The sequence below is a fragment of the Paenibacillus ginsengihumi DSM 21568 genome (assembly GCF_000380965.1).
Classification (GTDB): domain Bacteria; phylum Bacillota; class Bacilli; order Paenibacillales; family NBRC-103111; genus Paenibacillus_G; species Paenibacillus_G ginsengihumi.
In genome coordinates this window covers 108,411-126,538 of the sequence record NZ_KB905556.1, presented here as the reverse complement: position 1 = coordinate 126,538, position 18,128 = coordinate 108,411, and the positions used below count along the sequence as shown (strand labels likewise).

At 53.8% G+C, this 18,128-nt stretch carries 23 protein-coding genes, 2 pseudogenes and 1 riboswitch; of the genes and pseudogenes, 13 read left to right on the top strand and 12 right to left on the bottom strand.

Going from position 1 to position 18,128, the window contains the following annotated elements; translation table 11 throughout:
• Positions 1-26: 26 nt before the first annotated feature.
• From F591_RS32645 to F591_RS0107360, 6 genes and pseudogenes are all read left to right on the top strand, one after another.
• Positions 27-140: pseudogene (locus F591_RS32645) on the top strand (SMI1/KNR4 family protein); the annotation flags it as partial.
• Between the two features lie 247 nt (positions 141-387).
• Positions 388-893: pseudogene (locus F591_RS27575) on the top strand (SecY-interacting protein Syd).
• A 22-nt stretch (positions 894-915) separates the two neighbouring features.
• Positions 916-1,527, top strand: coding sequence for a pentapeptide repeat-containing protein (locus F591_RS0107375; RefSeq protein WP_019533952.1), 612 nt, complete (start codon positions 916-918; stop codon positions 1,525-1,527).
• Between the two features lie 187 nt (positions 1,528-1,714).
• The gene (gene hxlA, locus F591_RS0107370) at positions 1,715-2,347 is read left to right on the top strand and encodes a 3-hexulose-6-phosphate synthase (protein WP_019533951.1); all 633 of its coding nucleotides are present in this window, start codon (positions 1,715-1,717) and stop codon (positions 2,345-2,347) included.
• Positions 2,348-2,349: 2 nt separating this feature from the next.
• The gene (gene hxlB / locus F591_RS0107365) at positions 2,350-2,907 is read left to right on the top strand and encodes a 6-phospho-3-hexuloisomerase (RefSeq protein WP_019533950.1); all 558 of its coding nucleotides are present in this window, start codon (positions 2,350-2,352) and stop codon (positions 2,905-2,907) included.
• A 175-nt stretch (positions 2,908-3,082) separates the two neighbouring features.
• On the top strand, positions 3,083-3,463 hold the full coding sequence (locus tag F591_RS0107360; RefSeq protein ID WP_019533949.1) for a winged helix-turn-helix transcriptional regulator: 381 nt from the start codon (positions 3,083-3,085) through the stop codon (positions 3,461-3,463).
• Positions 3,464-3,678: 215 nt separating this feature from the next.
• Here the strand turns inward: F591_RS0107360 and F591_RS0107350 are convergent, their stop codons facing one another.
• The gene (locus F591_RS0107350) at positions 3,679-3,945 is read right to left on the bottom strand and encodes a hypothetical protein (protein WP_019533947.1); all 267 of its coding nucleotides are present in this window, start codon (positions 3,943-3,945) and stop codon (positions 3,679-3,681) included.
• 76 nt (positions 3,946-4,021) lie between these two features.
• Here F591_RS0107350 and F591_RS0107345 point away from each other — a divergent pair, with 76 nt between their 5' ends.
• From F591_RS0107345 to F591_RS0107320, 6 genes are all read left to right on the top strand, one after another.
• The gene (locus F591_RS0107345) at positions 4,022-4,546 is read left to right on the top strand and encodes a hypothetical protein (RefSeq protein ID WP_019533946.1); all 525 of its coding nucleotides are present in this window, start codon (positions 4,022-4,024) and stop codon (positions 4,544-4,546) included.
• 226 nt (positions 4,547-4,772) lie between these two features.
• Entirely contained in the window at positions 4,773-5,288 is a 516-nt protein-coding gene (locus F591_RS0107340) for a hypothetical protein (RefSeq protein WP_026326432.1), read from the top strand.
• An 88-nt stretch (positions 5,289-5,376) separates the two neighbouring features.
• Positions 5,377-5,769 (top strand): hypothetical protein, encoded by a 393-nt coding sequence (locus tag F591_RS0107335; protein ID WP_019533944.1) that lies wholly within the window; start codon positions 5,377-5,379, stop codon positions 5,767-5,769.
• A 98-nt stretch (positions 5,770-5,867) separates the two neighbouring features.
• Positions 5,868-6,122 (top strand): DUF7660 family protein, encoded by a 255-nt coding sequence (locus tag F591_RS0107330; protein ID WP_019533943.1) that lies wholly within the window; start codon positions 5,868-5,870, stop codon positions 6,120-6,122.
• Between the two features lie 35 nt (positions 6,123-6,157).
• Positions 6,158-6,466 (top strand): hypothetical protein, encoded by a 309-nt coding sequence (locus tag F591_RS0107325; protein WP_019533942.1) that lies wholly within the window; start codon positions 6,158-6,160, stop codon positions 6,464-6,466.
• Between the two features lie 39 nt (positions 6,467-6,505).
• Positions 6,506-6,910: a hypothetical protein gene (locus tag F591_RS0107320; RefSeq protein WP_019533941.1), complete on the top strand. Its 405-nt coding sequence runs from the start codon at positions 6,506-6,508 to the stop codon at positions 6,908-6,910.
• Positions 6,911-7,092: 182 nt separating this feature from the next.
• Here F591_RS0107320 and F591_RS0107315 read toward each other — a convergent pair whose 3' ends face one another.
• The 10 genes from F591_RS0107315 to F591_RS29480 all read right to left on the bottom strand — a co-directional run bounded on the left by F591_RS0107315 (position 7,093) and on the right by F591_RS29480 (position 16,485).
• Complete coding sequence (locus F591_RS0107315; protein ID WP_019533940.1) at positions 7,093-7,959, bottom strand: phosphatase PAP2 family protein; 867 nt, start codon at positions 7,957-7,959, stop codon at positions 7,093-7,095.
• A gap of 86 nt (positions 7,960-8,045) precedes the next feature.
• Positions 8,046-8,642 carry an SEC-C metal-binding domain-containing protein gene (locus F591_RS32240; RefSeq protein ID WP_019533939.1) on the bottom strand — a complete coding sequence of 199 codons (597 nt, stop codon included), beginning with the start codon at positions 8,640-8,642 and terminating at the stop codon, positions 8,046-8,048.
• Between the two features lie 411 nt (positions 8,643-9,053).
• Positions 9,054-9,506 carry a GNAT family N-acetyltransferase gene (locus F591_RS0107305; RefSeq protein ID WP_019533938.1) on the bottom strand — a complete coding sequence of 151 codons (453 nt, stop codon included), beginning with the start codon at positions 9,504-9,506 and terminating at the stop codon, positions 9,054-9,056.
• Positions 9,507-9,668: 162 nt separating this feature from the next.
• Entirely contained in the window at positions 9,669-10,499 is an 831-nt protein-coding gene (locus F591_RS0107300; RefSeq protein WP_026326430.1) for an undecaprenyl-diphosphate phosphatase, read from the bottom strand.
• 12 nt (positions 10,500-10,511) lie between these two features.
• Positions 10,512-11,123: a DedA family protein gene (locus F591_RS0107295; protein ID WP_019533936.1), complete on the bottom strand. Its 612-nt coding sequence runs from the start codon at positions 11,121-11,123 to the stop codon at positions 10,512-10,514.
• 19 nt (positions 11,124-11,142) lie between these two features.
• Complete coding sequence (locus F591_RS0107290) at positions 11,143-13,092, bottom strand: ABC transporter permease (protein ID WP_019533935.1); 1,950 nt, start codon at positions 13,090-13,092, stop codon at positions 11,143-11,145.
• Positions 13,089-13,838 carry an ABC transporter ATP-binding protein gene (locus tag F591_RS0107285; protein ID WP_019533934.1) on the bottom strand — a complete coding sequence of 250 codons (750 nt, stop codon included), beginning with the start codon at positions 13,836-13,838 and terminating at the stop codon, positions 13,089-13,091. Before F591_RS0107285 ends, F591_RS0107290 begins: the two co-directional genes overlap by 4 nt.
• A gap of 107 nt (positions 13,839-13,945) precedes the next feature.
• Positions 13,946-14,926: a sensor histidine kinase gene (locus tag F591_RS0107280; protein WP_019533933.1), complete on the bottom strand. Its 981-nt coding sequence runs from the start codon at positions 14,924-14,926 to the stop codon at positions 13,946-13,948.
• A 3-nt stretch (positions 14,927-14,929) separates the two neighbouring features.
• The gene (locus F591_RS0107275; protein ID WP_019533932.1) at positions 14,930-15,625 is read right to left on the bottom strand and encodes a response regulator transcription factor; all 696 of its coding nucleotides are present in this window, start codon (positions 15,623-15,625) and stop codon (positions 14,930-14,932) included.
• Positions 15,626-15,732: 107 nt separating this feature from the next.
• Complete coding sequence (locus tag F591_RS29480; RefSeq protein WP_019533931.1) at positions 15,733-16,485, bottom strand: 3'-5' exonuclease; 753 nt, start codon at positions 16,483-16,485, stop codon at positions 15,733-15,735.
• Positions 16,486-16,783: 298 nt separating this feature from the next.
• A riboswitch (cyclic di-AMP (ydaO/yuaA leader) is annotated at positions 16,784-16,923 on the top strand.
• Positions 16,924-16,930: 7 nt separating this feature from the next.
• Here F591_RS29480 and F591_RS0107265 point away from each other — a divergent pair.
• Complete coding sequence (locus F591_RS0107265) at positions 16,931-17,782, top strand: CAP domain-containing protein (RefSeq protein WP_019533930.1); 852 nt, start codon at positions 16,931-16,933, stop codon at positions 17,780-17,782.
• A 129-nt stretch (positions 17,783-17,911) separates the two neighbouring features.
• Here F591_RS0107265 and F591_RS0107260 read toward each other — a convergent pair whose 3' ends face one another.
• Positions 17,912-18,118 carry a hypothetical protein gene (locus F591_RS0107260; RefSeq protein ID WP_019533929.1) on the bottom strand — a complete coding sequence of 69 codons (207 nt, stop codon included), beginning with the start codon at positions 18,116-18,118 and terminating at the stop codon, positions 17,912-17,914.
• Positions 18,119-18,128: the final 10 nt, after the last annotated feature.

Genomic DNA, 18,128 nt, shown 5'->3' with positions numbered 1-18,128 from the left:
CGCTTCTTTAGTTAACTTCAGGGAGTAGCTTCTTCGACCGGCATGGGGTTGTTGGGGAGTCGAAAATTATTGCTACTTCATGTATAGACTTGCTTGAGAGGCTTATCAATAATAAGGGGCAATATTGGTATTGGTTAAGAATTATTTGTTTCGCCGGATCTTGGCAAAGGATTTTGCACCCGAGGTTGAGGAATACCATTTCTTGTTACGACATGGGGATTTTAGGCTGGCAAAAGTCGTTGTATGATCGATCTGACCGCGGCGACAATTGCATGGATGTGTTAGCATATTCTTATCCTCAAGCCTATTTGCAAGTTTGGAATCTTGAACATATATAAAATTGGAAGTCGAAAGTAAAGGGTGATTTTTGTGTCAATCAAGGAAGCGATGAATCAATATTTTGCGTTAAGAAAAGAAGCAGCGGATGAAGGGTTAAAACGCCATTCGATGAAGAGATTGGTTCTGCTATTTATGTTGGGGAAGTTGACTCGGAAGATTATATCTCTTGGCGGCCTGTTGAAAAGAATGAATTCTATGACTTTCAACCAATGGAAGAGGATTTGGGATGCAAGATTCATCCGTCGGTCAAAGCCTATTTTAATTCATACTGGTTTGCAGATTTAGATGGATTTTTTAAAGATCATTATATAAAACTGGAATCCGTACTGCCTAACGCATATATCCAATCTTATAGCAGCAGGTTAAGAGAATATAAGAACAACCACAACCACACGCTTGATCATATTCCCTTGGGGATGGAGGGCAACGGGCTGATCGTGGTCGTTGATAACCGGGACGGCTCTGTGAAGCTTGAAGACTTCGAAAGAAATGCATTCGAAGCGATATCGGAGAGCATCGAGCAATTCATTGTGGAATTGCGGCTAAGAAGATAATCAAGAGGAGCAAATGTACACAATGATCAAAATTTCTCAGAGCGAATTAAATGAAAGGCTTGCGAATCATCAGCATTTTATCAATTCCAAAGGGGAGAAAGGGGAAAAAATAATTTTAGATGAAATGGACTTTTCCGATCGATCGTTTTTTGGCGCGACTTGCACAGGAGTCCATATTACAAGTTCATTATTCCAAAATTGCGTTTTTGAAAATGTGGAGTTCTATGATTGTTATTTGTGCGATTGCAGATTTGAAAACGTGACCTTCGAGAACGTCAATATTGTGAAGGCCAATCTGTCGTACAGCACATTTGACCAATGCGAATTTCACAATTCGAAAATATGGCGTTGCGACACGATTGAAACGGAGTATTCCAACAGCAGCTTTCATCATTGCGCATTGTACGATTGTTTTGCTTATTCAAGTTTAAGGAATATGACATTTCATCATATCGATTTTGAAGATTTAAGCTTCTACTGCGCGATAGTAAAAAATATTCATTTCGCGAACGTCATCCATTTTGATGAACGAGAAGTGGGGAATAAGTTGAATCTGGGAAGCTTTGACGAAGAAAAGATCGTTACCGATGAGGAAGCCATTCGACACTTAAGGTCTCAATCGGTTTGGTTATAAGCCTGCATAGGCGTCATGATCTTGTATCAGGGATCGGCGCAGGAATGGGCGCTGCATCCGTCATTGCAGATAAGGTATCCTCCAAGTAACTACCCCACGCCAAAGTGCCTACTTCCTTAAAGGAAAGGAACGCTCTACAATAGGCTTGTGTTGATCAACAACAACCATTTTAAGGAGCGATCATCCAATGGAACTTCAATTGGCACTGGATCTTGTAGATATTCCCGAAGCGAAGCTAGTGGTTGCAGAGGTGGCGGATTATATAGATATCGTCGAGATCGGCACGCCGGTCGTCATTAACGAAGGCTTGAGGGCAGTGAAGGAAATCAAGGAGGCATTTCCGTCTTTGCGCGTGCTCGCTGACCTGAAAATTATGGATGCCGGCGGATATGAGGTCATGAAAGCCTCCGAAGCGGGAGCGGATATTATTACGGTATTGGGGGCATCGGACAATTCGACGATTCGGGGCGCCGTCGAGGAAGCCAGGAAGCAAAACAAAAAAATTATGGTCGATATGATCAACGTGCAGAACATTGAAGACAGGGCCAAAGAAATCGACGAGCTTGGCGTGGATTACATCTGCGTCCACTCCGGTTACGATCATCAGGCGGCAGGCAAAAATTCCTTTGAGGAGCTTGCTGCGATCAAGCGCGTCGTAAGGCGGGCCAAAACGGCGATTGCAGGCGGCATCAAGCTGGATACGCTGCCGGAAGTGATCAAGGCGCAGCCGGATCTGGTTATTGTCGGCGGCGGCATTACCAGTCAGGAGGACAAGAAGGCAGTCGCGGCGGCAATGAAACGATTGGTGAATCAGGCCTAATCATGGATACGATCAAATATGCCGCAGAGATCGCCCGGGAGCTTCATCGCTCGGTGGAACAGATCGCGGACAAGGAAGCCGAAGCGTTGGCGGATATCATTTTGCAAGCCGATAAGGTGTTTGTCGCTGGTGCGGGAAGATCCGGACTGATGGGACGGGCTTTCGCCATGCGCCTGATGCATACCGGGATCAACGCCTATGTGGTCGGGGAGACGGTCACTCCCGGCATCGGCAAGGGGGATGTCCTCATCATCGGCACCGGCTCGGGGGAAACAAGAACGTTGATCCCGATGGCGCAACAAGCGAAAAGTCTGGGCGCATCCGTTGTGGCAGTCACGATTGCCCCCGAGTCGACGATCGGAAGATTGGCGGATGCTCTTGTCAAGCTGCCGGGATCGCCTAAAGATCAGGCCGGCGGCGGCTATACGACGATCCAGCCGATGGCTTCTTTATTCGAACAGACATTATTGATCTTTTACGACGCGGTCATTCTCCGGCTGATGAACAGCAAGGGTCTGAATTCCGGCCAGATGTACGGCAGACACGCCAACCTGGAGTAGCAGCAGCCCGCCAGCCATGGACCGGATATACTCGCTGCTCTTGCCTGATGGCTTCTTCGCTCCCGCTGCGGAGCGGACTCAGCCGTTTCCTTGGTTTCCAAACCGACAGTATATCCTTTCATCTCTTGTAGCTGCTTGTGGTATACTATCGATACGATCGGTGGGAGGGATGGCGATGGCGAATGAGGTCAAGAAGCGAATCGATTTGCAGGCGATTAACTGCGAGAAGGAATTGACGCTGGCCGTGATCGGGGGCAAGTGGAAATTAATCATTTTGTGGCATCTTGGGCTGCAAGGCACGAAACGGTTCAGCGAGCTGAAAAAATTGATCCCCCACATTACGCAAAAAATGTTGACTAATCAACTGCGCGAATTGGAAGAGGATCGCTTGGTCTTCCGCAAAGTATACCCTGAAGTTCCGCCCCGGGTCGAATATTCATTGACGGAGCATGGCGAAAGTCTCGTGCCTGTCTTGAAGATGATGTACGACTGGGGGAAAAATTACGGAGAGCAGGTCATCTGGAAGGACGGGGCCAACTGCCGCGAGAGTGTATGATAGTTGGGCCATGCCAATTGACACGGCTGTCAGGGAGCGATTGATCATAAGCGGCGGCGCGAGCAAGCTGCTCTGCATTCGGGCGCCGCTCGCCATCAGCGGCATCAACGCTGCGGATACAACGGATTCGGTCTGCTTCAGCGCCAGCATCCTAAGCGCTAAACTGTAGAGTACATCCGCAGCGTTCGCCGCTGTATGGGCAGTCGCTAATAGGTTTACAAATCTTCCCGTTTCAGACTCAAAATAGATTCAAGCCTGCCTTTCCAGACAGGATTTGTCTCGATGATTTGATAATTATCCATTTCCATACGTTCTTTGTGACATATAAAGAAAGCGGTTTTACTGAAATTATCCTCGTTTAATATCCACCAGTCCTCTTCCACAATTTTTGCAGCTGCCTGTGCAGTGTTATAATGCTGATGAGTAACATATTCTTCAAAACCTAAATTCACGCAATCTTTTATGGCTTCATAGCTGCTCATATAAAAACCTTCTCTTTATCTCATGCTATTCGTATAGACGTTGAATCTTGAATATTTATTGAGGGGGGCCGCCTGGTTGAATCGGACGTTTGAAGAGGCCAGAGCTATGATAAGAAACATTCATTGGAATCGCGAAGAACCGAACAAGCCTTCACACGGCATATTATTATATGAGTATTTAAGGAGAGCTTCCCAGTTTTATGATTTCATAGATCAAGAACCTAACAAGAGACTGGCGGTTTTTAGCGCTGCAGATATGTGCGGCATAAAGCTGCCCATCGAAATATATGCATTCTGCGATGAATTAAATGATATCCAGAATGAGTGGTTAGTCAAGTCCGCTTGCAAAAGTTATTTGGAATGGGCCTATTTATCCGGCGAGAACGAATCCGTAGCACTTCAATTCCAGGGACTATATGTTCCATTGATCAAGCTGTTCGGCAGAGGCGGGCGAATAAGATATCATCATGGAGAGTTAACCAGCGGAAGAACGGCACGTTCCCGAATCATTTCTGTAGAAATGAGCACGGTTGAACCAGAGGATATTAGCGAAGAAACGTTGGATAAACACGACATCCATGGAGGGGCGGCCACATTTTAGCGGGTAGGCGGTCAATGTGGTGACCGCCACCATGCGGCACGCCGCGCCCTGGGAGTAGCGCGCGGCGTCCGTTGGTGGCCTTAAATGAACAAGCTCTAAATAAAATGATTGAGGTTTTACTGGTGCTGATTTATCGGAAGTAGAGTTAGTCTAGAAAAACTGGGCGCTATTTTAAAAAAAGGATACCGGGTGATCATCGGTGCGGCCAGCAAAGCTGGAGGGTAAAATGAATCGATTTAATGAAGGCATAAAAAGAATAAATAGCATCAATTGGGATTTATGCGGAAGCGTAGATAGCCCTTCAAACATGGCGCTCATGCAAGAGTATATTCGACGAGCAGCTTTATTTATTAAAACATACGATTTAAAGGCGCCGTATCCTTTTTTCAAAGCGGCTCAAGCACTGGGATTTGAAGAGGATTTAAGGATATCGGAATGGTGTCCGCATTTAAACCATTTAAAAAACGCTTTTATGCGCGTAACTTGCGAAGCATACCTTGAGTGGTTGCATTTGGTTGATATTGGAGATGAAAAAGCAATAAAATTTTGTGATTTGTACGAACCGCTGATCTTACTAATTGAAAGAGGAGGAACGATCAGAAGACATCATGGTGATATTATTGTGGGTGGTCATGCTTTTCCATTAGCTAATGTTGACTACATGTCCAGACTAGCTCCTATTGATATCAGTGAGGAAGGATTGAAAGCATGGCTGAAAAAGAGATCGCATTGGAGGCGATGAACGTGGTCAATCAGTTGCCATACGATAAAGTAATAAAATATACTACACCATGTTTCGAAAAATATTATCAAAGGTGGTTGTGAACGAAATGAGTAAAAATAAATATGTCAAACTTGGCGTACTTATCGATGACTTGGAAGCCGTGACGGAAGACATAAAAAATTTGCTGAAAATTCCATTTAGCCATCATGAAAGTGACTACTGGGGGTTATACAATTTAGCTGAGATAGAAGAAAAAGGGACCATTCGCATCGTTAATAACTTTGTCGACGAGGATTGGCAAGTAGAAGATCGTAAAGACTGCCCGTTGTTAATTGAACTCAATCGATTGCACGAGCCGGAGAAGATCACGAAAATGATTTGCGAGAACCTTTCGTACATAGTCCCTTTACATATGGAAGAGATTGAGCCAGGGAAGTTTATTAGAAAATATATTTTTGCAGACGGGCAACCTAAACTCGTTGATGAATATTTCTATTGAAAAGCTAATGGTTACATGAGTTTTGCTGCTAAAGCAATCGAAGGTACTCGTTACGGCAGGCCGTGTTGAGTAAACTTTAGTCAATAAGGAGAGTACATATGGATATTCAAGATAGATTGGCAAAGGTCGAGAATAGAGAGGATTTTGTGCAATTCGTTTCTTTGTTGGTCGAAGATTTGCAGCAAAATTCCGATAGATGGGCGAACACAACGATTGAAGAATACTTGAATGGTCTGGCGTCATGGGTTGAAGATATGGATGGACTCATAACTGACCCGGAAGATGACTTTGCAGAAAATATAGATTGGGGATTTATTGCATTCATTTTATTTGCAGGAAGCCGGTATGAGTAAACGCCTATGTTGAGAAAATCGGAGGAGGCGGCTTAGTGAAGGAGCCTATCGATCTTCTGGAGGATTTGCTGCTTGGGGAAGATGGATTATTAGTTTCCCTTAGGCAGGGCGATGGTTTGGATACAGAGAAAGTCGACAAAATATGCAACTTGCTGGAATGTATGGAAAATGAATGGAAAGACAGCAGGCTGATCCCCAAGAAAGCGGCTGAGTTATTTGTCGATCTATGCCCTGTCATGGAATCATCTTGCGGTTTGTATGACGAGAATGAGGTGCTGGAAATCATGGATGCAGCCGATCGAATCATGGTTCGAATCAGAGGCTGTCTAAGCAACGCGAAATAACAACCAGGGCAGTATGTAATTGAATCGAGGACGGATTAGATGAGCTTGACAAGTTATGAAGCGATTAAATCATCTATCGTGTTAGACTTTGAGGAGTATATGGAAGAAGAAGGCTTAAATGTGGCGCAGGTTGCAGCAAAAACTTTGGAAGAAGACTGGAGAAGAGTCAACGATAGCTTGTTTACTAAAACATTGTATTTTGTTTCTATTGCGATAGAGAGCTTGAAACATAAAGAAATGGCTGATTTTATATATTCTAAACTGGATGGCTATCTGGAAAACGCTAAATTTGAAGAGCATATCGATAACAATGACATTGAAATGCTCATGCGAGACATTCAATTATGTAAAAAGCAGCTTGATAACGGGGATTATATCATCAGGGAAACAAGCGATGCTGCCAAATCGAGAGTAGAATATATTTTAAGCTTGAAAGTGGACTAGTTACTCCCCCATTCCCAGGGGCAGCGATCCCGGCTTCCGTTCGGCTTGGCAGCTTGCCAGCATTCACGGTCGGGAGCGCGGCCACTCCATGCTCGCGAGGAGGGAATACACCGTATCCCAGGACAAGCTCGGGAGCGAGCTCGCAGGAAGCTGCACCGCTTGCGGAGCACCGGTCGTCAGAGTCAGCGAGTCTTGAGCAGACGGCTTCGCTTCGGGCCGAAGCGAAGCGGACGGCTCGTCCAGCCGCCAAACCTCCATGCCGCATAAAACAGGCTGATCGTCAGACAGCTGCCGAACAGCACGTCGGAGGCGTAATGGGCGCCGGATACGATTCGGCTGTAAGCGGTCGCGAGTCCCCAGCCGGCGGCCAGGACAAGGGCAGCCAGACTCCAGCTTTTGCGGCGCTCGGGGACGTACATGAGCAGACAGAGGAGCGTCCAGGCGTTGGCCGCGTGAGCGGACGGGAACGAGCGGTGGCCGCTTACACGCTGCGGAGCATACCACTTCGCAAAGTTGGAAGCGTCCGGCAGCAGATCGCGAAAGCGCACTCTGCCCCACGCCAGCTTGAGCAGATGGACGAGCAGCAGCTCCCCGGCGATGACCGCGAGCGTCGCCCATACCGCCGCCCGGTACGGCTCCAGCTGCTCGTCTGGCAGCCGGCGCAGCAGCATTTGCGCGATCCAGCTGACGGCCGCGGACAGCGCCAGCGAGACGGCGATGAGCGCGGGGGATGGCGCGATTCCGAACCACCGGCCGGCGGCGATCAGGACGGCGGCGGCGCCGATAGCGGCCGCGACCGCGGCGCAGGCAGCCTGCAGCAGCCGCCAGGCGAGGCCCGGCGAGCGGAGAAGCCTCACTGCCAGACTGGCGGCGGCCCAGGCCAGCAGCATGGCCGGATGCTCGCCGAACGCCGTGAAGACGCGGGCCCAGCCTGCTTCCGGGTCGGCAACCGCCCGGGAGATCGTCAAATCGGCATATCCAAACATAGCGGCCAGGACAGCCCAGACGGCAACAAACAGGATGATGCCGACATTATGTTTCGACAGCACATCGCTCCCCACCTTTGGTCCTCCGATAAAGCTTCCGAATGCCGATCTTCGCTTGTGCAGCAAAAAAAGGTCCGCGCGAAGCCGCGTCACGCATGAACGGGCTCGCGCCGCTGCGCCGCGGCGAATTCCTGCAGCTCGGCGTATTTCTTGGCAACGGTGCTGGCCGATATCTGATGCTTGTCCGCTGCCTCGGCTTTCGTCAGCGCCTGGCCGCTCTGCTCGGCGATATAGAGCTCCAGCGCGGCGCAGTAAGCGCCCGGCTTGCGGTAAGACGGCTGAACGGCGGTCGAGAAGGCATGCCAGAAGGCGATCGTTTCGCGAATCTGCTCCGGCCGGTAATCGCCGGACAGCTTGCCGATCAACTCCAGGGCTAATGCCTGGTCCTGAGCCTGATGCCAGGCCATCGATTGCTCCGCCTCAAGCAGAATCGCTTCCAGAGCAGGCATGGCCGCCGCAGCTGCGGGTTCGGAACGTTCCGCCTCCGGCTGTGCGGCCGCGATAACAGGATGTTCTGCCTCCGGCCGTTTCGCCGCGATAACGGGCCTGTCCGCCTCTGGCTGCGAGGCCGCGGTCACGAGGCTTTCCGCCGTCCGCGACGCGGTCCGTTCTTTGTCCAGACAGCATTTCTTATACTTCAGCCCGCTGCCGCAAGGACAGGGAGTATTTCTTCCGATTTTAGCCAAGCCAATACCCTCCAGTAAAGTTCATAGTCCCAATAACCCGCACGGTGCCATATTTTAAAGGAAATGCGGCGATTTGGCAACCTTTTGCGCGCGAATGCCCGGGCGGCCACATTCAGGGCGGGGAATCCCCGCGGTTTGCGCTCCCCGGGTCTCGCGTCCCCCGCGCCTTGCTCAGGGAGCGCAAGGCGGCGCCGCCGGGGCAGATGGCGGATAAGCCCTGGGCATGGCGAACGCACATTCGCACATTCGTGCATTCAGGCGTTCGGGATTTCGCGCATTCACGCATTCGTGTATTCGGGCGTTTGGATCATCGAGGCCGCATAAGAGAAGCGCGATCCGTCAGCATGCTCGCACGCGCTGCAAGATCTTTCGCCCCGGGGGCTGCCAGACAGGCTGCCGCTACGCTACAGGCTACAGATCCTGCGACAGGCGAACCATGTCGATCACTTGAATCCCGTTCTCATAGATAGGCTCGCTGTAGTGGCGGAGGAAGAAGTCGCGGTCCACCCCGGTAATGCGGAATCCGCATTTTTGGTACAAGGCGAGTTGGACGACCCCGGAGTTCCCGGTGCCGATTTCAATCGTCCGGAACCCGAGCGAGCGGGCCCGCTCGACGGCATGGTTGACCAGCCGCTTGCCGATTCCCCGGCCTTGAAATCGTTCATCGACGGCGACATTGACGAGCTCGACGGTTCCCGGTCTCGTCTTCAGCAGCACGTAGACGCCGACGATGCCTTCATCCGTCTCGGCTACAAAGCATTCGCCGCGGCGCATATACTCCTCCACCAGCTCCCGGGAAGGGTCTGCCAGAAGCAGCAGCTCCATCGGCGGCTGCTCGGCCTGATTCAACGGTCTGATGTTCATTGGACTACTAACGCTCCTTTATTTGTTCTGCATGATCCGATTGTGGCGAAGTAGAATTTGTCCGGCTTTCCCGGATAATGCTCCGCCGCTTCAGGCTCCGTCTCCTCGCAAAAAGGCCGGGAAGCCATCGCGGGATAAGCGGTGTCTTCCGGCCTTTGGCTTTTAGAAGAAGATGAAGTAAGTGACCGCCGCCAGCACAAGCCGGTATATCGCGAACGGCACCAGCTTGATGCGGTCGATGAGCTTCAGGAAGAAGCGGATCGAAAGCAGGGCGAACACGAAGGCGCTGATAAAGCCGACGATAAAGAACGGAAGCGCGTCAAGCGTGAAATACTCCCAGTTTTTGACCAGCGAGATCAAGCTCGCCCCGGCCATGATCGGCACGGCCATAATGAAAGTGAAGTCGGCCGCGGCACGGTGGCTCATGCCGAGCAGGACGCCGCCGGAAATCGTCGAGCCGGAACGCGAAAAGCCGGGCCACAGCGACAAACATTGGATGAAGCCGACGGCCAGCGCCTGCTTGTGGGTGATCTCGTCGACGCTGCGAATTTTCGGCACCTTGGGGGCGAACCGGTCGGCGGCGATCATCAGGAAGGCGCCGAGCGCCAGACCGATCAGCACGGTGGCTGTCGAGAACAGATGCTCGTCGATGTAGTCCTCGAACAGCACGCCGAACACGCCGGCCGGCAGGAGCCCGACGATGACGTGCGTCAGCTTCAGCCCGCCTCCCGCTCTTACCTGGCTTGCGTCTCTGCGGCGCAGGCCGAGCAGCTCGAAGAAGCGATTCCAGAACACGATCACGACGGCGAGGATCGAGCCGAGCTGAATGACGACTTTAAACGTATTGGCGACATACTTTGTCAAAAATTGCTCGGATTGCAGCCACATGTCATCGACGATAATCATGTGGCCGGTCGAAGAAACCGGGGCGAACTCGGTCAGCCCTTCCACCATTCCCAGAATCAGCGCTTTAAGCAGCGTTATCAAATCGATGGTCATCTGCGGTTATACTCTCCTTTTTTGCCTGCGGATCCATAGAGCGAGCACGGCAATGATTCCGGCGCCAATGAAGGCATAGGCGATGTTCGAATAGATGTCCATAAAGTGCACGATTTCTTCCCAATTCTCCCCGACGGCGGCGCCGACATAGACGAGCACAATGTTCCAGAGCAGCGTGCCAATCGCCGTGAAGAAGAGAAACAGCAAAAAGTTCATTCGGGCCATCCCTGCAGGAATGGAGATCAGGCTGCGGATTAGCGGAACCATTCGGCAGAACAGCACCGTCCAATATCCGTACTTGTCGAACCAGGCGGTGGAGCGGTGCAGGTCGTCTTTTTTCACGCGGAGAAGGTGCCCCCAGCGCTCGATGATTCGTTCCAGCCTGCCGATATGGAGCAGCCGGCCGATGCCGTACAGGATGATCGCGCCGGCAATCGAGCCGAGGGTCGCCGCAATGACGACGCCGGGCACGGTCAGCGCCGAGTAGGTCGTCATAAACCCGCCGAACGTCAGGATCACCTCCGACGGAATGGGAGGAAACACATTTTCCAGGGCGATCATCAGAAAGATGCCGATATAGCCGTACTGCTCCATGAAATCCGTAATCCAGTTGTTCATAGCGTACCTCTCATTCGTTTCAAAATAACGACTTTCTCAGGTTCCGCAAGTAACGGTTGCGAATAAAGAAGAAATAGAGCACCTGGGCGACGAAGAAGCTGACCAGCACCGCTCCCATTCCCGCCGCAATGGACAGGATGAAGAAGCTCTGCAGCGCGATGAAGGCGAAAATGCTGTGCACGATCGCCATCGCAATCGGGACAAAGAACAGGATCGCCAGCTGCCTCGTCACGATCGTTCCCAGCTCCCGGTCGGTCAGGCCGACCTTGGCGATCGTCAGGTACTGGCGGCGGTCGTAATCGAGATCGGCGTATAGCCGGAAATACAGGAAGCTTCCCGCCGCGATGAAAAAGACGGCGCCGACGAGCAGCGCGACGAACAGCAGCACGCTGTACAGACTCCGCTGCATCACCAGCAGCGTGCCGCTTACGGTCATTGCATACGGCCGGCCTTCATCGTGCCGTATCTCGCCCTGTTCGACAAGCTGGGCGGCGAGGCCGACCGTCCGCTCGTAATCCCGGACATAGAACCCCGTATATGTTTCGGTGCGAACCGGAGCCTTGATCTGGCCGAACATTCGGTCGCTGACGACGACTCCGCCGAAATCGGCGTCATTGGCGGAGGGCAGGCCAGGCAGTAGGTGATCCGGAATCGGCACATGTTCGGCGTAGCCGATCTCGCGCACCGTCAGCCCGCTTTCCGCCAGCGTATAGCTGACCGGCTTCCGCACAGCCAGGAACGCCTTCGTTCGCTGCGAGCTAATGAAGACGAGCGCTTCGCCGTCGGCCGGCTGTGGTTCGCCGAACGGAAAGCCGGCGGCTTCGATCGCTCTGCGGTAATCCGAATAAGCGATGAGCGGCAGCGTGTCCGGCGGGATGGCGGCGTCGGATGAGGCGACGGGAGCGTATTTGACCGCGATGCTGGCCGTTTCATAAGGAAGCCCTCTCTGCGCAAGCTCCGCCTGGATCTCCTCCAGGTGCCGCTGCTCGTCGGCATTGCCCGGCTTGGACAAATATCCGACCGCCGCAGGATAGTCCGCGCGAAAATGCTTCAGCAGCGAATTGATCGAAGCGAACACGCCGACGGAGCAGAACGAAACCGTCGAGATGATCGTCACCATGAAGAACATGCGCGCATTGTCCTTGAGCCGGTAAGCGAGGTCGGCGATCGTCACGATATTCGTCCGGTTCCAGAAAAACCGCCGGTTGCGCGTCCACCGCTTCAGCAGATAGACGCTCAGCTGCGTATAAAAGAAATAGGTGCCGGCAATCGTCATGGCGGTCACCGGAAGCATCCGCACGTAGACCGTGGCGGCCGTTGCGGTAACCGCCAGATAATAGCTGACGCCGAGCAAGGCGGCGGCCAGCCACGCCAGCGCGGCGGACGCCTTGGGCTCGGACTTCGGCTTCTGCCCGGCCTGGAACAGCTCGATCAGCCGGTTCGTCCGCATCAGCCGGGAGGTGCGCAGCGAGATCAGGAAGAACAGCAGGGCGAACGAGCCGACCGTCAGCGCGAGCGCCTGCCAGGGCAATACGAACGGCAGCTGGCTGATGCCGATCACATGGGAGCCGATCATCAGAAACAGCTTGCCGAACAGCATGCCGGCCGCGACGCCAGCGGCGATCGCCCCGGAGCCGATCAGCATCGTTTCCAGGAAAATCATCCGGTTCAGCTGCCCCTCGGTCATCCCGTGCAGCAGCAGAATGCCGAATTCCCGCTTTCGCGACTTCAGGAACGAGCTGACCGAATAAAGCACGAAGAAGATCGAGAACACGTACATGATGCATTCGGCCGCCGTGAACGCCTGCGCCGCCGCGGCATAGATCATCCCTTCGCGAACGCCCGGGTTGAACAGGAACAGGGCGCAGACGAAGAAGATCATGACAGAGAAGGCGCTGCTTAAGAAAAAGGCAGCGTACGTCCGCTTGTTCCTTACGACGTTGCGGTAAGCGATCTGGCGGAACGTCATGCCGGGCGGCCTCCCAGAAGCGACAGCATGTCGATGATTCTCTGAAAGAATGCCTGCCGGCTTTCGCCGCGGTAGATCTCGTTGTAGATTTTGCCGTCCTTGATGAAGATGACGCGCCCGCAGTAGCTGGCGGCGACGGCGTCGTGCGTCACCATCAGGATCGTCGCGGCCTCCTCCGTATGGAGCGCCCTCAGCTGCTCCATCACTTCGGTCGACGCCTTCGAGTCCAGATTGCCGGTCGGCTCGTCCGCCAAAATGAGCGACGGCTTGTGAATGAGCGCCCGGGCGATCGCCGTCCGCTGCATTTGTCCGCCGGATATTTCGTACGTCCGCTTCCCGAGAATGCCGGCGATACCCAGCTTGTCCGCCGTCTGCCGCACCTTCCGTTCCATTTCCTCCACCGAAGCGCCGTCCAGGGATAACGGCAGCACGATATTTTCCTCCACGGTCAGCGAATCGAGCAGATTGAAATGCTGGAATACGAAGCCGAGCTCGCGGCGCCGGAACAGGGCCGTCTCCCGCTTGCCGAGCGCATGCGGATTGCGGCCGTTAATGCGGATTTCCCCCGAGGTTGGCTCATCGATCGTCGCTATGACATTGAGCAGCGTCGTCTTGCCGCTGCCCGACGGGCCCATAATGCCGACGAATTCGCCCCGTCCGACCGCAAACTGCATATTGTCCAGGGCTTTGTGAGCCACGCGGCCTTCATAGATTTTGGTCAGTTGCTTCACTTCCAGGATGGGCAATACGCCAGCGCCTCCTCGTCCTTCGATAGTTCGATTATATAAAAGGCGTGCGCCGCCAAGCTACAGGTGCGGCCTTACAGAAGCTTACACTTTTGTAAGCTGGGCCGTTATCCGAAGCGGATGCGTACCGCGGTGCCCCGGCCGACCTCCGATTCGATCTCCACGGCATGGCCGAGCTTGTCGCATATTTGGCAAACGAGATACAGGCCCATTCCGGTTGATTCCTGAAAATGCCTTCCGTTCTCTCCGGTAAAATACGGCTCGAACACGCGCGGCAAATCGCTGGCCGGAATGCCGACGCCTTCATCGCGGATTTCGAGCACCGTCTCTGAGTCGCTCCGGGTTCCGGTAAAATAAATTTTCCGGTTTTCCTGCGTCGTATAGCGCACCGCGTTCGTGATCAGCTGCGTCAGGACGAAGGACAGCCATTTTTCATCCGAGGCGGCCTTCAAATCTTCGTCGATCTGAATCGACGGGAATACGCGCTTGCGAATGAACAGCCGCTTCTGATCGGAGACGACGGAGCGGACGATATTCGTAAGCCGCAGCGTCTCGACATGAAAATCGTGCTCGAACGCATCGAGGCGGGCCGTGTACAGCACCGTCTCCAGCCCTTTGCGCAGCCGATCCACCTCGTCGCCGATCGCGGCGAACCGCTTGTCGTCCTCGCTTTGCACGAGCAGATGAATGACTGACAGCGGCGTTTTCATTTGGTGCACCCATTGATTGATGAACTGAATGTGGGCTTCGATCTTATGCTGGTAATTGTGCAGCTCGGCCCGGTACAGGCGGAACTGGCTTCTCAGCAGCTCCTGCAGCCTTTCGTTCAACGGGGAGGACAGACTCGAACTTGCCTCCGTGAACTGCTCCAGCGAATCGGGCGGCGTCTGCAGCTTGCGGTAGAAGGCGCGGTTCGTCGCGTAACGAAAAGCCAAATAGCCGACCAGGAGGCACCCGCTCAGCAGTCCGGCATACCCGGCGATAGACGGATTGCGGTAGCCGTCCAGCCAGTACACCAGCGTCACGAAGAACCATTGGGCGATATAGACGAATATCAGGGGCAACTGCTCGCGAAGGAATAACCTCATGGCTTACAACTCCCAGTCCGGGTACAGCCGGTACCCTTGGCCGCGAATCGTCTGAATCGCGTCGGCGATCCCGAGCGAAGCGAGCTTTTTGCGGACGCGGGTGACGTACACGTTCAGCGTATTGTCGTCGACGAATGTTTGGGCGTCCCATATTTTTTCCAGCAGGCGGTCGCGGCTGACGACGCGCTCCGCTTTTTTCAGCAATTCGTCCAATATTTTCGTTTCCGTATGGCTCAGCTCGACCTTGGCGCCGCGAAAGCTGAGCGTAAGCCGCTCCACATCCAGCGTCAGCCCGGCGACGGTGACGGTCCGCTCGTTCGGTGGCCCGGCATACGTGCCGTAGGCTCTGCGCAGCTGGCTGCCGATCTTTGCCGTCACGATCTCGTAATCGAACGGCTTCGTTATGTAGTCGTCGGCTCCGTTGTCCAGCGCCATCACCTGATCCATCTTGCCGTCCCGGGCGGAGATGAACAGAATCGGGCAGGTGGAGATGCGGCGAATTTGCCTGCACCAGTAGTACCCGTCGTATTTCGGCAAATTCACGTCAAGCAGAACGAGGTGGGGAGCGAACTGCTCGAACGTTTCCCGGACCGTCTCGAAATCGGCGACAGCTTGCGTCTCGTATCCGAACTTGCGAAGGTGCTCCTCCAGCAGGCGGACGAGCTGCTTATCGTCTTCGATAATCAATAGCTTAAACATCGTTCTCTCCTCCCCGCGTTTCCCCGTTTATTGTATCGCATCCGTGCAGGAGGGACAAACGGGGCCGGGGCGCCTGGCGATAAAGCAAAAGCTCCTGCGCTGAACCTTTAAGCGTACAGGAGCTTCTTGTATTTGCGGCCGTATTTCATCTGCATGAACTTGATGAACAGCTGGCGGATCATGTCGATCTCGTCGTCGTTCAAATTCATGACGGCGATATATTTTAACGTCTGCTCGTCCGTAAGGAAACGGTCCCACGACAGCGGCTTGCCCTGGGCGTCCGCGCGTTCGATCGATTGCGCGATATATTTCTTGATCCCGCCGGTGCACAGCTTGAACGCATTCGGCACGAAGCATCTGTCCGTGTGGACGATATCGGGCTTCACCCGCAGCAGCTGCGCCGCGTTCATCGCGTCGTCCAGCGCGCTGTGGTGCTGGCCGATCGGCTGCAATCCGCAGTTCGCCAGCTCCTGCTGCAGGCCGCCGCGGAAGAACGAAGTCAGATCGATCATCCGGGTCAGCCAGCCGCTGTCGACGCGGTTCACCTTGCAATCGACGAACAAGCTGAAAAAGTCGTTGCCGCCCCAGGAGAGCAGCGTGCTGTCCGCTTCGCAAAAGGCGATGAAATCTTCGATCACCTCGGCGAAACGTCTGCTTCCGGTCAATGTTTCTTTGGAAATGCCGCAAAACTGCAAGGCGAAGCGGTTGATATGAAACCTAGGCCGAATGTAGCTTTGAAACGTATCTATCATCTCCAGCCGTTCGTTCAACTTCACGGCGCCGATCTCGATAATTTCCATAGGGTAGATCTCATAATGTCTTCGGCCATTGAATTCCAGATCGATGACAATATAGTTCATGGTGCTCACCCCTAAAGACTAACATAAGAGACGAGCGGATTCCTAGAGTATTTGCTTGCCAACCCGGCTGACTGCAGCTAAAAACCCGGCTGTTGGCGCTTGAAAAAAAAGGCGGCTTTCAGCAGGCGGGCGCATCAGCCAATATGGCTGTTTAATCTTCGTGCGGCTTCGTGCGGCCGCGTCCGGGGGCGATTGGAAGACTTTGTGTCGTGAAACTCGGTTGGGCCCGTGGTACAATGATACCTGTTTCGGAGGACGAGGGAAGCGCTGGGGATAAAGTATGCCGTTTCCCTGTTCGATCAAATGCTGGCCTAAGCCCGAAGCGGGCGCGGGGGACCCTCCATGTTTCGGGGTGAAGCCGCCGTTACAAGGCGGCCGGGTGGTTGCTCTTTGACCCGAACCCGTCAGCTAACCTCGCAGGCCGAAAAAAGGAGAGGATTCAGGTTTGAAAAGCTTCAAGAAGGTTATCTTGACAGGCGTGCTTGCTCTCGGGCCGATCATCGGCGCGAGCGCAGTGTCTGCTGCTCCGTATACAGTGAAAGAGAGCGATACGCTCTCTACGATTTCGCAAAAATTCGGCATCGATCTGAATGCTTTGCTGAGATCGAATCTGCAAATTGCGAATCCGAATGTCATTTGCCCCGGCATGTCTTTGAACATTCCGAATATCGGACAAGATGCCGGCCAAGCGTTCGTTCCGGGCTTTACGTTCAAGCCTGCTCCGGGCACGAATAACGGCTCCGGCGCAGATCAGAGCGCTGGCCAGGGCGCGGACAACGGTGCCGGTCAAGGCGCTGATCAAGGCGCGGACAACGGCGCTGGCCAAGGCGCTGGCAGCGGCGCAGAAGCAGGCGCCGGCAGCAACACCGGCGGCGGCAACCAGGCCGGAGGCTCCGGTTCCGAACAGCAGGCTGGCAACACCGCGCAGTCCGAATTTGCCGCTCAGGTCGTGAACCTGGTTAACCAGGAGCGGGCCAAAGCCGGTCTTCAGCCGCTGGCGACCGACGACAAGCTGGCTGGCATGGCAATGGACAAAGCGAAGGATATGCACGACAACCAATATTTCGATCATCAATCGCCGACGTACGGCTCTCCGTTCGACATGATGAGATCGTACGGCATTCAGTACTCCTATGCCGGCGAGAACATCGCCATGGGCCAACGTACGCCTGAGGAAGTGATGAACGGCTGGATGAATAGCGAAGGTCACCGTCAAAACATTTTGAACCCGAACTTCAACAAGATCGGCGTTGCTTACTACAACGGCTACTGGGTTCAAGAATTCATCAAGAACTAATACGATGAATGCATAGCGCAAGAAGCTGCCTCTGGACCTGCGGGTCCTTCAGAGGCGGCTTCTTTGGCGTACGGACAGTTTCACCCCTGTGACGAGCGATGACGGCAGGGGCTGCTTGTCCTTGGGGAGCTATTCGTTATTTTCCGGTTGTTCCCCCATCTCCTCGGCCAGCTCGTCCTGGTCGCTTCCCCAAATATAATCGATGCCCGGCTCGATGCCGGGAGGCTGGCTTGACTTAAGGGGCTGCTGCGGGCGGCCGCTGGCCGGCTTGGCACTTTCCCCGGCAGCATCGTTCGTGCGTTTGTTTACGCTAACGCTCTGCTCTTCGCGAGTCATCTGTTCGGCG